10 protein-coding genes are annotated in these 16,229 nt (G+C 49.2%); 6 read left to right on the top strand and 4 right to left on the bottom strand.

Features of this window, described 5'->3' with window-relative positions; translation table 11 throughout:
- Positions 1-350 precede the first annotated feature (350 nt).
- Together H608_RS22505 and H608_RS22500 are read right to left on the bottom strand one after the other, a co-directional pair.
- Positions 351-1,331 carry a zinc dependent phospholipase C family protein gene (locus H608_RS22505; RefSeq protein WP_051268352.1) on the bottom strand — a complete coding sequence of 327 codons (981 nt, stop codon included), beginning with the start codon at positions 1,329-1,331 and terminating at the stop codon, positions 351-353.
- 56 nt (positions 1,332-1,387) lie between these two features.
- A complete protein-coding gene (locus tag H608_RS22500; protein WP_051268351.1) occupies positions 1,388-2,074 on the bottom strand; it encodes a DUF502 domain-containing protein in 687 nt (228 codons plus the stop codon).
- Between the two features lie 128 nt (positions 2,075-2,202).
- Between H608_RS22500 and H608_RS0114475 the strand changes: the two genes are divergently transcribed.
- The 5 genes from H608_RS0114475 to H608_RS0114450 all read left to right on the top strand — a co-directional run bounded on the left by H608_RS0114475 (position 2,203) and on the right by H608_RS0114450 (position 9,952).
- Positions 2,203-2,841, top strand: coding sequence for a TetR/AcrR family transcriptional regulator (locus tag H608_RS0114475; protein WP_028788302.1), 639 nt, complete (start codon positions 2,203-2,205; stop codon positions 2,839-2,841).
- A complete protein-coding gene (locus H608_RS0114470) occupies positions 2,822-4,183 on the top strand; it encodes a TolC family protein (protein WP_051268346.1) in 1,362 nt (453 codons plus the stop codon). Before H608_RS0114475 ends, H608_RS0114470 begins: the two co-directional genes overlap by 20 nt.
- A gap of 31 nt (positions 4,184-4,214) precedes the next feature.
- Positions 4,215-5,426 carry an efflux RND transporter periplasmic adaptor subunit gene (locus H608_RS0114465; RefSeq protein WP_028788300.1) on the top strand — a complete coding sequence of 404 codons (1,212 nt, stop codon included), beginning with the start codon at positions 4,215-4,217 and terminating at the stop codon, positions 5,424-5,426.
- Between the two features lie 145 nt (positions 5,427-5,571).
- Positions 5,572-9,165, top strand: a complete 3,594-nt coding sequence (locus H608_RS0114460) for an efflux RND transporter permease subunit (RefSeq protein WP_028788299.1) — start codon at positions 5,572-5,574, stop codon at positions 9,163-9,165.
- 385 nt (positions 9,166-9,550) lie between these two features.
- Entirely contained in the window at positions 9,551-9,952 is a 402-nt protein-coding gene (locus H608_RS0114450; RefSeq protein ID WP_028788297.1) for a hypothetical protein, read from the top strand.
- 161 nt (positions 9,953-10,113) lie between these two features.
- Here the strand turns inward: H608_RS0114450 and H608_RS0114445 are convergent, their stop codons facing one another.
- Together H608_RS0114445 and H608_RS0114440 are read right to left on the bottom strand one after the other, a co-directional pair.
- On the bottom strand, positions 10,114-12,969 hold the full coding sequence (locus H608_RS0114445; protein WP_028788296.1) for a M16 family metallopeptidase: 2,856 nt from the start codon (positions 12,967-12,969) through the stop codon (positions 10,114-10,116).
- 319 nt (positions 12,970-13,288) lie between these two features.
- Positions 13,289-14,179 carry a polysaccharide deacetylase family protein gene (locus H608_RS0114440; protein WP_051268345.1) on the bottom strand — a complete coding sequence of 297 codons (891 nt, stop codon included), beginning with the start codon at positions 14,177-14,179 and terminating at the stop codon, positions 13,289-13,291.
- 205 nt (positions 14,180-14,384) lie between these two features.
- On the opposite strand from H608_RS0114440, the gene H608_RS0114435 reads away from it, so the two are divergent.
- A complete protein-coding gene (locus H608_RS0114435) occupies positions 14,385-16,229 on the top strand; it encodes a 2-oxoacid:acceptor oxidoreductase subunit alpha (protein ID WP_028788294.1) in 1,845 nt (614 codons plus the stop codon).

The following is a 16,229-nucleotide window of genomic DNA, read 5'->3' as shown; positions in this document are numbered from 1 at the left end:
AAACAGCCTCCTGCTGCCATAGCTTCAGGCTGTGTTGCTGCAGGCTTGCCGCTCCATACTCATACTGATCAAACAACAACATCCGCACAAAACTCTCCACGCCCAATTTGCGTTTACGTTGGATCAATCCTGTTTGAAGTGCCAACGCATTTAACTGCTGCGGTGAAAAAATGGCGCTTAACTTACCGGCTATCTCATTGATCGCTTTCAGACTCAGTTCCCTTGAAACAAACCGTTTCTTCCTCTAACACTAAGTTGACGGCTATGGTGTATACACGAACCATGGCATTCGTAATTGCGGCCCGAACCTTCGGGCCCTGCGGCCGATACTTCGGCTACTCGAAGGGCCATCACTCATGCTCCCGTGGCTCGGCATGCCTCGCACGCCCCGCTTCATACAATGCCTGCCATTCGGGAATGCTGTCTGTTGCCGGAATGGCATTTGCAATGCCGGCTAACGAAGGTTGCCCCGCATTTACCCAGGCGGTATACCAATAGGCCGCGACCGCTTCTATCGACTGACGCATTCTCCGCTCCACCATTCCGTTTAATAACCGGTCGTACTCACGTGTGTATGCCGCGGCATATTGCCGTACGGGTATCCCCTTGCGCATTTCAAATGCAAATTGTTTATCTGCCGGAAATGTTTGCGAAAGTTTTTTCTCCAATAACAATACACTGTCCGACGCGGCCGCACTTTCAAGCACAACAGCCCATGCATATTTCAGTGGATCATCAATGTATTTTGCCGGTTCGAGTATAAAATCCCATTCCTTTTCCGCCAGCAATTCGGGTATACGGCTTTCCCAGAAGCCATGTATGCCTTTCTGCCCGGTATATTGTCCGTTGTGATTGCTGCTGGTATGCAGTGGTACATGCGCATCTGCAACATAATGGCCCAATTCGGCCGCATATCGAAGAATAGCCGCAGGGTCCCGCGCGCCGAAGGCTTTTGTCAATCGTTGCAGCATCACCTGTATCCACCAGGGCACAATGCCATGACGCTGAAGCGTGTCGGATCCATATTTTCCACTCGCTTCTTTCCAGCCGCGCGGCAGATCGGGATAGGGATACGCGCCGTATTTGTCCATGTCTATATAGTGACGCGGTCCTTCGGCCTCTACCAGGTAACGCCGCTTATCAGGCGCTACGGCGAGTTCACGGATGGTTTCTATGCCCGGTTTGAATAAGACCAGCATCTCCGGCGGCAACAGGAATACCGCGTGATAATTGATCTTCTGATGTCCGAAAAAGCCCCACGCCGGCTCAAATGCGACCAACGGCATAGCATGCAGACGGCAGATAACAAACAGATAAAGCAGTAACGACATGATCATTGTATTTAGGATCAGTCGTGGAAGGGAGAGCAAAAATAAGCCGGCCGGTATCAGGATGGATGGGAAAAACCTCTCTTTTCTTCAGCTCTTTCCTCGTCGGTCTCGGTTTCTACCACGCCACCGGTCACCGTGTATTTCATCGCATCCCCTGCAGAAATGTGTTCGATGTGCCGCACTTTGCTACGGGGAAGTATATAAAGCTGCCCGGCAAAGTTGTAGGCCTGCGGCACGTACACGCCCACCATTTCAACGCCCATGTCAAATTTTTTCATTTCCTCGTCCGTCATAAAACCCACCACCCACACTTCTTCGGCAAACAGATTGGCCAGTACGGCTTTGGTGAATTTGCGTTTATCGCCGGCAAAAGCTTCAAAGAAATCTTTGATAGAGGTATAGATGAATTTGATGCCGGGTGTACGTTCCAGCCATTGATCAAAGAAATGGATCAGGCTGCCCATCAGAAAGTTCGAACTTACCCAGCCGACGAAAATCACGAAACCAATCACTACCACAAATCCCAGTCCCGTGATTTTCCGCAGGTTACCCTGTGCATCTACAGGCGCCCAGGAAGGGAAAAGGTTATAAATAAGCTTAGGTAAAAGGTTGTCTACGAATGTAAATGCCGCTACTACCGCCCACACTGTAATGGCAATAGGCGCCAGGATCAGCAACCCCTGGATGAAGAAACGGAACAGCTTTCGGAAATTTCCCTGTTTGGGCGGTTGCGGTTGCTTCATGATTGACAGATTTGCGGCAAAGGTAATCTCCTGAACGTGGGTAAAATGACTGAACACTGAAAAATACTTCCCGGAAACTTTTGTAACGATAAAAGTTTCCATAGTTTTGCGCTGCAGATTTAGTGTTTATGGATCAACAAGAAAGAATAGTCAGCAAAGCGCATGAACTCTTCATGCGATACGGTATCCGGAGCGTCAGTATGGACGAAATTGCCTCCAACCTGGGTATCAGTAAGAAAACCATTTACCAGTTTTTTACCGATAAGGATGCTTTGGTAGAAGCGGTGGTAAACATGGAACTCTCAGGAAGCGAGGATGATTGTATTAAATACATCGAAAACAGCGAGAACCCCGTGCATGAATTTTTCATGGCACTGGATATGATACGGGATATGTTGCGGTTGATGAACCCGATGCTGATCTATGATATGCAGAAATATCACCCGTCTGCTTTTCAGAAGCTGAACTGCTACCAGAATGAATTCGTTTATAACCAGATCGAAAGCAATCTCAGCAGAGGCGTAGCGGAAGAATTGTACCGGGCCGATATCAATGTCCCCATCCTTGCACGTTTCCGGCTGGTGTCGGTTTTCGCCCTCTTCAACCCTGATATGTTTCCCACCGGCAAACATACACTCGACGATATCATTCGTGAGATCACGATGAATTTCCTCTATGGTATCGTAACCCCCAAAGGACAGAAACTTTTGAATAAGTATAACCAACAACGAGAAAAACAAATACAACATGATGAAAAAGGGAAGTAAAGGAGCCTGGATAATGATGCTGATCCTGCTTCCGGCACTGGTCTGGGCACAACAACCGCCCGCCACTCCGCCGCAGGTCTATTCATTTTCGGCACAACAGGCGGTGGATTATGGCCTGAAGAATAATGTACAGGTAAAAAATGCGCTGCTGCAGGTGCAGGTCCAGGAACAAACCAACCGGGAAGTAACCGGTAGCGCTTATCCGCAGATAAGTGCAGACGGATCGCTGACCTATAATGCCAAACTGCCCGTGAGCCTGGTTCCCGCCGAGTTTTTTGGCGGCCAACCCGGTGAGTTTGCCAAAGTTGCTTTCGGTCTTAAATGGAACTCTACCTACGGCGTATCATTCAATCAGATGCTCTTCGACGGACAGGTATTTACCGGGCTTCAGGCACGTAAGACATTGATCGATTACAATATCAAGAATGTAGAAGTTACCGAAGAGCTCATCAAGGCCAACATCTACAAGATTTATTACCAACTGATCGTAGGGCAACGGCAGATTCAGTTGCTCGATTCCAACATTGTTGTGATCCGGAAGCTGGTAAGCGATAACCAGATCATGTACGACAATGGATTTGCAGAGAAACTTGATGTAAACCGCGCTTCGGTTCAACTGGCCAATGTGGAAACAGAAAGACTCAATGCAGGCAATCAGATAGCCAACGGCTTTCTCGCTTTAAAGGTCCTGATGGGCATGCCGATCAGGGATTCGATTGTGCTCACCGATACCATAAACGATCAGCAACTACGCGACGGCGTATTGGAAGCGTCTGCTTTCGATTACAGCCAGCGTAAAGAGTTCCAGTCTGCAGATCTCGGTATCCGCTTGCAGGAGTATAATGTGCAACGTTATAAACTCAGTAAGATTCCAACGCTTTCGCTGAATGGCTATTATAACAGGAACGCACAACGCGACAAGTTTGATTTCTTCAAAAGCGATGGTGACTGGTTCGACATCTCTGCATTTACCCTGAACTTGCGTATCCCCATCTTCAGCGGTTTCAGCACCAATGCAAGAATTGCGAGGGAACGACTGATCCTTCGTCAGAATCAGAACCAACGGGAAGCGTTGAAACTGGACATCGACAACGAGATCCGTTCGGCAACCAACAATTTCAATTACGCTGTGGCCAACCTCGATAACCAGAAGAAAAACATGGACCTGGCACAGACCGTATATGATCAGACCAAGAAAAAATACGAAGTAGGTACCGGCTCGCAAACCGATATCAATATTGCCCAAAATGATCTGAGACTTGCACAGTCTAATTATATCAATGCGATGTACAATGCCATCACGGCGCGCATCGATTTCCTGAAAGCAACCGGCAAACTCTAACAAACTGAAACCAACGCATAAAATGACGAACATGAAACATATCCTGAACATAACGACCGCCGCTGCCCTGAGCCTGCTGCTCGTGGCCTGCGGAGGCGGTAAGGCCGACAGAGGTGCTGTGGCCGATAAGAAAGCGGAACTTGAAAAACTTAAAGGCGAACAGAAAAAAATAAACGAACAAATCGCCAAGGTAGAAGACGAACTGATGAAACTCGATTCTTCTTATGGCGCAGCCAAAGCCAAACTGGTGGCATTGCAAACAATCGGCTCCGATTCATTCCAGCATTTCATCGATCTGCAGGGACGTATCGATGCGGTGAATGTAGCCATGGTATCACCACGTGGTATGGGCGGCGTTATCCGTTCGATCCATGTAAAACCCGGGCAGAATGTAAGCAAAGGACAGCTGATCATGCGCCTCGATAATGCACTTGCTTCGCAGCAACTGCAACAGGCACGCCAGCAGATCGCAGGCCTGGAAGCCGACCTGAAACTGAAGCAGAGCATTTACGAACGCCAGCAGAATCTCTGGAAGAGCAATATCGGTACGGAAGTGCAGGTACTGCAGGCCAAGACAGCCGTTGAAGCCGCGGCCAGCCAGCTCGCCGCTGCGCGTGCCGGTGTTGGTACCGCCCAGGAAACCGTGAACCAATCCAATGTGTATGCCGAAATCAGCGGAACAGTGGATGTGGTGAATGTAAAAGTGGGCGAAGTATTTTCTGCTCAAAGTGCCGCGAATCCGCAAACAGGTATCCGCATCGTGAATACAGGCGATCTGAAAATAGTTGTACAGGTGCCGGAAAATTACCTGGAAAAAGTAAATACCGGAAGTGTACTGCAAATCACATTGCCCGAAGCCAACAACAAAGTGCTGACCACAAAAGCCAACGCTGTAAGCAAACTGATCGATCCCGTGAGCCGCACCTTTACGGTTGAAGGAAAAATCGGACAGGACAAAGCGATAAAGGCAAACCAGATCGCACGTGTGCAGATCCGCGACTACGCCAGCAATAATGCCATCACTATTCCGGTTAACATCCTGCAAAGCGATGACAAAGGAAAATATATACTGGTAGCGGTTACTGAAAACGGCAAACTGGTAGCACGTCGTAAGACTGTGATCGTAGGCGAACTGTATGCCGATCGCCTGGAAGTGAAAAGCGGCCTGGCCATAGGTGATAAGATCATCACGGACGGTTTTCAAAGCCTTTATGACGGACAACTGATCACTGAAGGCAAATGAGGTTTAAGGTAAAAGGCGTAAGGTTTAAGGTGATAAGTTATAACTGACAGGTTAACAGCCACGGCTTTTTATTCACGATTGACTCCCGAAATTTCGGGATCACCATTCACGTCTGAACAACCAACTGTAAAAACAAATTATTATCATGTCTGCATTAGAGAATTTTACCGGGAAGTTCAAGCAATTCAAGCCTACTTCCTGGGCTATCAAGAACAAGACGTTCATGTACCTGCTGATGCTGGCGGTTTCGGGTTTTGGTGTCAACCTGTTCGTGACTCTTCCCAAAGAACAGTTCCCTGATATCGTGATCCCCACCGTTTATGTATCCACCATTTACGTGGGCAACTCTCCCAAGGATATGGAAAACCTGGTGACCCAACCGATCGAGAAACAGATCAAGGGTATTACCGGCGCCAAAATATCCAAGGTGACCAGTACAAGTGTCAATGACTATTCGGCCATTACCGTAGAGTTTGGAACAGGAGTGAAAGTAGACGTGGCCGTGCAGAAAGTCAAGGATGCCATCGACAAAGCCAAACAAGATCTGCCAACCGATCTTACCCAGGAGCCAACGGCCATGGAAGTAAGTTTTTCGGAAATGCCGATCATGTATGTAAACGTAAGCGGCGACTACGAGCCGGCACGTTTGAAAAAATATGCCGATGACCTGAAAGATAAACTCGAAGAGCTGCCGCAGATCAACCGCGTTGACCTGGTAGGCGCTCCCGAGCGTGAGTTCCAGGTAAACGTAGACAACGATCGCATGCAGGCTGCGGGTATTTCTTTCACCGACATTTCCAATGCTATCGCCAATGAGAACATGGACGTGTCCGGCGGTCAGTTGGATGTCGGCAACATGCAACGCAACCTGCAACTGAAAGGACAATTCAAAACCGCGGCGGATATTGAACAGGTATTGGTACGCAACACCAGGGGTGCGGCTATTTACCTGAAAGACATAGCCACGATCAGGGACACGATCAAAGATCGCGACAGCTATGCACGCCTGGATGGTAAAAACGTAATCACGCTAAACATCATCAAACGAAGCGGTGAAAACCTGATCAATACAAGTGATGATGTAAAACGCATTACAGAAGAAGTAAGAACAACACAGTTTCCGAAAGACCTGGAAGTACGCATCACGGGCGATTCCAGCAATAGCACACGTACATCTTTCAACGATCTGGTTAACTCCATTGTGATCGGCTTCCTGCTGGTATTGATGATCCTCATGTTCTTCATGGGCGTGACCAATGCCTTCTTCGTGGCACTGAGTGTACCGTTGAGTATGTTTGTGGCTTTCATCTTCCTGCCGTTGGGCAACCTGGTAGTAGGTTCGGATATCACCCTCAACTTCATCGTACTGTTTGCCTTGTTATTCGGTTTGGGTATTATCGTGGATGATGCGATTGTGGTGATCGAAAACACGCACCGTATTTTCGTAGAAGGAAAAGGAAAGATCGATAGTAAAAAAGCGGCGATGATGGCGGCAGGCGAAGTGTGGTACCCGGTACTTGCGGGTACGGCTACTACGCTGGCACCGTTCTTCCCGCTGCTTTTCTGGCCGGGTATCATAGGTAAATTCATGATCTACCTGCCGCTGATGCTGATCTTTACCCTCACGGCATCATTGATCGTGGCCTTCATCATGAACCCCGTATTTGCGGTAGACTTCATGAACCATGCGGAGCACGAAAAGAAAGAACCCAAGTCGGCTATTTTCAAAAAACCATTCTTCTGGGTTTTCCTGGGCATTGGTGTATTGCTTGACTTTGCGGGGCAAACATTCCTGGGAAATATCATCATCCTCATCATGATCCTGATGGTATTGAACCGCTACTTCTTCGATGGATGGATTCATCGTTTCCAGAACAGCGCGCTTCCCTGGATCATGGGTCACTACGAAACCCTGCTCCGCTGGGCGGTTAAGGGATGGCGACCGGTATGGCTGTTATTAGGTGCCGTAGGATTATTTTTCTTCTCGCTTTTCATCTTTGTAATCCGCGGTGTTCCGGTGGTCTTCTTCCCCGACAGCGATCCTAACCAGATCTATGTATATGCCAAACTGCCAACCGGCACAAGAGTAGAATATACTGACAGTATTACCCGCGAACTCGAGTCGCGCGTTTACAGGGTACTGGGTATGGATCCGGCAAAAAATCAGCGAAACCCGATCGTGGAAAGTGTAATTGCCAACGTAGCCGTTGGTGCGGCGGATCCCAGCAGTGGTGACCGCAGTACGCGAAGCGAACTCGGACGTATCCAGGTGTCTTTTGTGGAATTTGAAAAACGTCATGGTAAATCATCGCGCCCCTATCTCGACAGTATCCGTGCTGCCATGAAAGGCATTCCGGGTGTGGAGATATCGGTAGACAAGGAAGCGAACGGTCCGCCAACCGATCCTCCTGTAAATATTGAAGTGGCGAGTGAAGACTTCGACGCCCTGATCAAAACGGCCGTTGACCTGAAGAACTATCTCGATAGTATTCAGACGCCGGGTGTGGAGGAACTGAAAATGGATATTGACCTGAAGAGTCCCGAGATATCACTGGTGGTTGATCGCCAGCGGGCAATGGCAGAAGGAGTCTCCAGTGCGCAGATCGGTATGCAGATGCGTACGGCGCTGTTTGGTTTCGAAGCCAGCAAGATCAAAGATGGTGAAGATGAATACAAAATACAGGTGCGTAATACCGAAACGCAACGTAAGAACCTGGTGGATCTGCTGAACATGAAGATCGGTTTCATGGATATGTCGAGCGGTCAATACAGACAGGTGCCGATGTCTTCTTTGGTAAAAGTGGACTACACCAATACATTGGGTAGTGTGCAGCGCAAGAATCAGAAGAGAATGATCACGATCCGTTCGAATGTATTGCTGACACAGGGATATACACCGACTGCGGTGAACGAAGACCTTGCCCGGTCGATTGCCCAATTCAAAGGGGTGCAGGATGGCGTAACGATCAAACAAACGGGCGAAGGAGAGCAGCAGGCTGAAACGGGTGCATTCCTTGGAACGGCGCTGATAATGGCTCTTGTCATCATCCTTGCCATTCTGGTGATGCAGTTTAATTCTGTAAGCAAATCGGTGATCATCCTTACGGAAATTGTGTTCAGTGTGATAGGTGTGTTACTGGGCTTTGCGATCACGGGTATGCAGGTGTCGGTGGTAATGACCGGCGTGGGTATCCTGGGGCTGGCCGGTATCGTAATCAAGAACGGTATCCTGGTGATCGAGTTTGCGGATGAATTGCGTGCCCGCGGTGTACGTACCCGCGAAGCCGTGATCCAGGCCGGTAAAACGCGGATCATACCGGTATTGCTGACGGCGCTCGCTGCTATCCTGGCGCTGATTCCGCTGGCAATTGGTTTCAATATCAACTTCGTAACGTTGTTTACACACCTGGACCCGCATATCTTCTTTGGGGGCGACAACGCTGCCTTCTGGAAGCCGCTTTCCTGGACGATCATCTTCGGTCTCACCTTCGCGTTCTTCATGACGCTGGTGCTGGTGCCGAGTATGTACCTGATCGCTGAACGCCTGAGACGTCCGATGCGCAAAACCTTCGGCGGTACGTGGATTTCCTTCCTGGGTATTCCGCCGTTCACGTTAGTGTTTATCTTCCTGATGCTGTTCCAGGCGGCTAAACATAAACGCCAGGTTCGCCGCCGCCGTTCACGGCTGGCAAGCGAACAATTTAAAAAGAATGAGGCGTTTTTAGGAAGCTGGTTCTAAAAGAGCATGGGTCTTAATAAGTACAATCCCGCAGTTGAGAGACTGCGGGATTTTTTGTTTGAAGTAAAAAAAACGGCTTACGTGTTGATCGGTCACCCGAACAGCCTTGGTTGGTGTATACACGAACCAAGGGGAGTGAAACCCGTGCTGTTAGTCGATCATCCCAGCGATGGGGATTTTGAAACTGGCAAACCCGGCTTACGTGTTGATCGGTCACCCGAACAGCCTTGGTTGGTGTATACACGAACCAAGGGGAGTGAAACCTGTGCTGTTAGTCGATCATTCCAGCGATGGGGATTTTGAAACTGGCAAACCCGGCTTACGTGTTGATCGGTCACCCGAACAGCCTTGGCTCGTGTATACATGAACCAAGGGACTGAAAACCATGCTGTTAGTCGATCATCCAGCGATGGGGTTTTTGAAACTGGAAAACCCGACTTACGTGTTGATCGGTCACCCGGATAACCCTTGGTTCGTGTATACACGAACCAAGGGAGTGAACCCCGTGCTGTTAGTCATCATCCAAGCGATGGGAGGGATTGAAATCCGTGCTGTTAGTTCGTCACCCGAGCCATGGAAATATTTTTTCCGTCCCAATAAAATAACACTCCCGGTTACCATTGATTATCAGGCAGTTGATTTAAAACCCAATCCTAATTCCGCCTTTTCACCAAAAAAGTTTAGAAAAATATTAGAATCCGTGCAGCAGATCGATTTCTTCTCCTGTCTTTTATATCGTGCTCCGGCGGAACGCACGATTGCTACCATCAAACGAATTGATTTTTAAACGAGTTTGTTTATTTTTCCGCCAACACTAACTGCTTATTTTGCGGAAAAAGCGGCCCTGAAGGGCCGCTTTTCTATTTCCCACTTTTCAGCTTAAATCCAGGCCATAGCCCCAATAAAAAACCCCGCCGGCCGGCGGGGTTTTTTATTGATATGATTTTATCAGAATCCTTTCTTCTGAACGGGATTGCCGTCAGTGTCCAGTTCAATAATTTCATAGCCTAATTTCTGCAGACCGGGCAGGATCTTGGCTTTGTCGCCAACTACCAGCACGTTCATTTTGTCGGCGTTGATCCATTTTTTGGCCAGGGCATCGATCTCCGCTTTGGTAATAGCGCTGGTGATCTTGCTCTGCTGATCTACGTAATCGCCGGGCAGGTTGTAATTCAGGATGTTGCCGATGAAGCCAGCTTTCTGGAATCCGGTTTCATAACGCAAAGCATCACGCTGACCGATAGCATTTTTCAGGAATGACAGTTCGTCTTCCTTGATACCTGTTTCAGCAAATTCTTTCATGTCCTTCATGATTTCAACCAGGGCGCTGTCAGTAGCGTCGGCTTTGATAGCTGCGCTGAATTCGAAGTCGCCGGTTTGCTTGCCACCGCTGAATCCGCTGCGTGCGCCATAGGTCCAGCCTTTGTCTTCACGGAGATTCAGGTTCAGACGGCTGTTGAACGCACCACCAAGGGTGTAGTTCATGAGGCCGGCTTTGTAGTATTCGCCGGTTGCGTCATATTTCATACCGGTATTGTAACCTACGCGGAACTCAGTTTGAGCTGCTTTAGGCACATCCACCAGGTATACTTTTGTTTTCTCCACTTTCGGAGCTGCCGCAACAGAAGGGATCGTGATCTTTTTGTTAGGCAGGTTGTTCAGGAAGTTCAGTTTGGGCAGAATTTCAGCCTCTGTTACATCGCCTACTACCACTACCTGCACACCCTGGGATGTCATGTAGTTATCATAGTAAGCCTGGATGTCGGCCAGCTTCATATTCTTCACGCTTTCTTCCGTACCGCTTGGGTCAGTAGCCAGAATATGGTTGTTACCATAGTTCAGTTTACCAAATACTTCGTCAGCTACGTTGGCAGGCTGTGTTTTGGCCACTTTGAAGCTTTCGAGTGTGCGTTTCTGAATACGGTTGAATGCGTCTTGTGTAAATTTGGGGTTGAACATACGCTCCTGCAACAATGCCAGGGTAGCGTCGAGGTTTTTCTTCTGTGTTTGCACCTGGAAGGTGATGTCCTCATTACCGCTGAATACGTTTACAGAGCTTCCCAGTTTTTGCAGCTCACGGCTGATCTGTTCTGCTGTGTAATTCTTGGTGTCGTCATTCATCATATCGGTGAAGAACGATGCCTGACCCACTTTAGACAGGTCGTTCGTGTTCAACAGGTGTCCGCCGGGGATTTTGATAGACAGGGTTACAGTAGGCAGCTCGTTGTTTTCGGTGCCGATGAGCTTGATGCCGCTTGGCCAGTCTTTTTTCCAGAATGCAGGAACGGTTACAACAGGATTGGCTCCGTTGCCGGGCATTTTGGTACGGTCGAAGTTATCTTTTGCCTTTACATATTTCAGTCCTTCATAACCATAGTCAGGAGCGATGTATTTGCTCTTATCGACTGTATAGTTGTTGTCGGCAATCAGCATTTTAGAATCCTGGCCTTTGGGCAGTACGCTCACGTTCAGGCTGTGCTGATGTTTGATGTACTTGTTGTACACACGCATTACATCTTCTTTGGTTACAGCCTGGTATCTTTTCAACAGTTCACCGATCATGTTGGGGTTGCCGGTGAATGTTTCAAAAGCAGCCAGTTGCGATACCTTGCCTGAAACGGCCTGAAGGCCATTGATGAGTTGAGATTCGTAACCGCCTTTGAATTTGGCGATATCATCGTCTGTCACGCCTCTTTTTTCAAACTCGGCCAGTGCCTGGTCAAGCAGGAAATACATGTTAGACAATGGTTTGCCGGGGAAAGGCACGATCTGGAAAGTGAAACTACCAGACAGTTCAGACAGACCGCTGAAGCAGCTTGCCTGCAATGCCACCTGTTTTTTTACCATTTCCTGATACAATACGGAGTTGTTGCCCTGACCAATCACCTGGGCCAGGCAAGCCAAAGCAGCCTGATCAGGATCATACGCGGGAACAGTAGGGTAAGTTCTGATCAACAATGGCAGACGCGCATAGTTGTCGGTGTAAGAAGCAAAGCGGTGTTTGTCCAGTGTAGGAACAACCTTTGCCATGTTCTGTACTTTCGGACCGGCAGGAATGGAGCCGAAATATTTTTCTACCAGCTTCACTACATCGGCAGGTTTAACGTCACCACCAACCGTAACTACGGCATTGTTGGGGCCGTACCAGCGAAGGAAGAAGTTTTTGAGGTCGTTTACGTTAACACGATCCAGGTCCTCAACATAACCGATCGTCAGCCAGGAGTAGGGGTGTCCGTAAGGATAAAGATTCTGAGCGATCACTTCGCCTACGAGGCCATAAGGCACGTTGTCAACACGCTGACCACGTTCGTTTTTAACGGTAGCGCGCTGTACTTCGAATTTTTGCTGCGTAACGGCGTCGAGCAGGAAGCCCATACGGTCAGCTTCGAGCCACAGCATTTTCTCCAACTGGTTGCTGGGAACAGTTTCGAAATAGTTGGTGCGGTCGGTGTTGGTAGTACCATTGAGCGTACCGCCGGCTTCAGTGATGATCTTGAAGTGTTGCTCGTCCGCCACGTTGTCACTTCCCTGGAACATCATGTGTTCGAAGAAGTGGGCGAAACCGGATTTCCCGATTTCTTCGCGGGCAGAACCCACGTGGTAAGTAACGTCAACGTGTACCACAGGATCGCTGTGGTCTTCATGAACGATCAGCGTCAGCCCGTTGGGCAGTACGTACTTCTCATACGGAATCACCAATTCCGTTCCTTGTTTGGTGACTTTCTCCACCAGTTTTGCCTGTGCCTGTACTGCGGAAGCAGTCAGCAGGGCCAAACCGGAGAGCAGTAGATAACGTCTTTTCATGTTGATAGAGTGTTTTGGACCGAAGTAACCCCTTCGGGTGGGTAGCAAAGTAAAACAATATGAACCTTATATAGCAACCATTTATCATTAAAATGCCCCGGAAATTCCGGGGCACACCAATATCAGCATCTCTTAAGAGAATTGATTTCTTCTTTCACGGGGGCATATTGAACAGGCTGCGAAGCTGATCTTCCCATACGTTTGAGTGTGTTGTTTGCTGTTAAAGATTACCAGGTGCAGGTATAATGGCGCTCGTAAATTTAAGCGAACAAACAATCATTCTCAAAGAGAATTTGATCAGCGGTAACTATTTTGACTTTTAACGTGGGGCCGGCTTTTGCGGTATGCCGGGATAGCTGCTCACTACCGCAAATTCGTAGTTGTCGTTCTGCTTGATCTTACGGATGAGTTTGCGCAGTTCGATCGTATCGGGTGTACCGCGGTAGGCCTGGTCATGGGCCAGGATCACGAGGTTATCCGGACGTTTGGTGCGGTTGCGGGCAAACAACGTATCGATCTGACGTACAAGCTGATCTGCATCAGCCGTTACGTTAAGCGTTTTGGGGTTAAAATGCCATTCGAGATCCCAGCCCACTACGGTGTAACCAGCCTGTTGCAGCGAATCGACGGCCGTCCGGCTTTTGGCATTGTCCGTGAATTTGAGGCTGTCGATGCGCCAGGCGTTGCGGCCGGGTGTGCGGGCAATGTGGTTGTCCAGTTGCAGCATTTCCCTGGTCTGGTCGAAATCCTTTACCACCGAATCGGGGGAAGCGTAAAATTTGTTGTAGCGGTTGCGCCATGCATGGGAATAGCTGTGGTTGCAGAGTTCGGCCAGCGGCAGGTTGCGCAGGCTGTCCCAGGTAGCTTGTTGCAGGCGGCTGGCAGCGGTGTGTTCACCAATAACAAAAAAGGTAACAGGGATCTGCTCTTCGCGTATGATGTGCAGCACATTGGGAGTACCCAGGTTGGGGCCGTCATCAAAAGTGAGGTAGATCTTTTTTTTCTTTTTTGCCGGCTTGGCGGGGGCGGCAGCCACAGGTTTTGCCATTGAATCGGCGGGGGTGATGCCGGCGGACTTCAGTGGTTTGAATTCCTGCCGGTCGTTACAGGCGAAGAAACCAACGGTTAAGAGCAAAACAAGGGTGAAACGGGCATGAGGAAGCAGGGAGGCCTCTGACGGAGGCTGGTCGGAATTGGTGTGCTGGTCCATAAAGTTGGGGGAATAAATTTTAAGTGAAATTAGTGTGCACCAATGCCGCTTTGCAAATCCCGCTGGTTAAAGATTTGCAAAATGCTAATTTGAAAATTTGATGATTTGAAGATTTGATAATGTTGAGGGGATCAGGTTATCGGATAACTTAAAACTTATAACCTATAACTTAATACTTAGTACCTTTGCCCGACAATTTTTCCAGATGATTCGTAAAGAGGAAGTCCTTCAGGACGTAGTGATAAAGTTTGCCGGAGACAGCGGCGATGGTATGCAACTGACCGGTACACAGTTTACCAACAACACAGCATTGCTGGGTGCCGACCTCAGCACTTTCCCGGACTTCCCGGCCGAGATCCGCGCCCCGCAGGGAACACTTCCCGGCGTGAGCGGATTCCAGTTGCGCTTCAGCAGCAACAGCATTCACACACCCGGTGACGAATGCGACGTACTCGTAGCCATGAATGCCGCCGCCCTCAAGGTCAACCTCGGCGTATTGAAGAAAGGTGGCAAAGTGATCATCAACACCGATGGTTTCGATAGCAAAAACCTCCGGCTGGCTAATTACGCCGAAGGCGATAACCCTCTTGAAAACGGCAGCCTCGACAGCTACGACGTCATCAAAATGGATGTCACCAAAATGACCCGTGAAGCGCTGAAGGAATTCACATTGGGCATGAAGGAGAAAGACCGCGCCAAAAACATGTTCGTCCTCGGCTTCCTTTATTTTATGTACGGGCGCGATATGAAGAACACGGAAGCTTTCCTTACCGAAAAATTCGGCCGCAAAGAAGATATTCTCGCCAGCAACCTGAAAGCACTGCACGCAGGTTACAACTATGGCGATACCACCGAAACTTTTACCACTACCTATAAAGTAGAAAAAGCCCGCATCGAAGCCGGCTCTTACCGCTCCATCATGGGCAACCAGGCATTGGCCTACGGCCTAATTGCTGCTTCGCAGAAAAGCGGGCTGCCTATGTTCCTCGGCACTTATCCGATCACACCGGCATCGGATATCCTGCACGAACTGAGCCGTCATAAAAATTTCGGCGTCCGTACTTTCCAGGCTGAAGATGAGATCGCCGCGATCTCTTCCGCTATCGGCGCGTCATATGGCGGCTCTTTGGGCGTTACGACCACCTCCGGTCCCGGTATGGCTTTGAAAGCAGAAGCAATGGGCCTTGCCGTGATGCTGGAAATTCCGTTGCTGATCATTGACGTACAACGGGGCGGCCCTTCCACCGGGTTGCCTACCAAAACAGAACAGTCGGATCTGCTGCAGGCTTATTACGGCCGCAACGGTGAATGCCCCATGCCTGTACTGTCCGCGTCTACTCCGGCCGATTGTTTCGAAGCTGTATACGAAGCCGTACGCATTTCCGTACAACACATGACACCCGTGATTTTCCTGAGTGATGGCTACATTGCCAATGGTGCAGAGCCCTGGAAGTTTCCGCAGTCGGCAGATCTTTCCCCGATTCATGTGAAATTCAAAACAGATCTCGGACACGGTGAAGAGAAATTCCAGCCATACCTGCGCGACGAAAAACTGGTGCGTCCATGGGCTGTGCCCGGCACACCCGGACTCGAACACCGCATCGGTGGCATCGAAAAACAGAATATCACCGGCAACGTGAGCTACGATCCGGAGAACCATCAGTTGATGGTGAAGATCCGCGAAGAAAAAATAAACAAGATCGCCGACCATATCCCCGAACAGAAACTGGACAGCGGAGAAGAAAAAGGTAAAGTATTGGTGCTCGGTTGGGGATCTACGTACGGTGCCATCAAATCAGCCGTGAACGAATTGCAGGAAGACGGCCTTTCCGTTAGTCACGCACACCTGCGTTACCTGCGTCCTTTCCCCCGTAACCTCGGACAGATTTTGTCACAGTTTGAAACGATCCTTGTTCCCGAACTTAACAACGGTCAGCTCATCAAGATACTGCGCGATGTATACCTGGTCGACGCGAAGTCTTACAACAAAATCATGGGACTGCCGATGACCAAGACGGAACTGGTGGAAGAGATCAGGAAATATTGCTGA

The sequence above is a fragment of the Terrimonas ferruginea DSM 30193 genome, assembly GCF_000425585.1.
Lineage (GTDB): Bacteria > Bacteroidota > Bacteroidia > Chitinophagales > Chitinophagaceae > Terrimonas > Terrimonas ferruginea.
The sequence above is the reverse complement of the archived record's forward strand: the minus strand, read 5'-3'. Positions and strand labels throughout refer to the sequence as shown.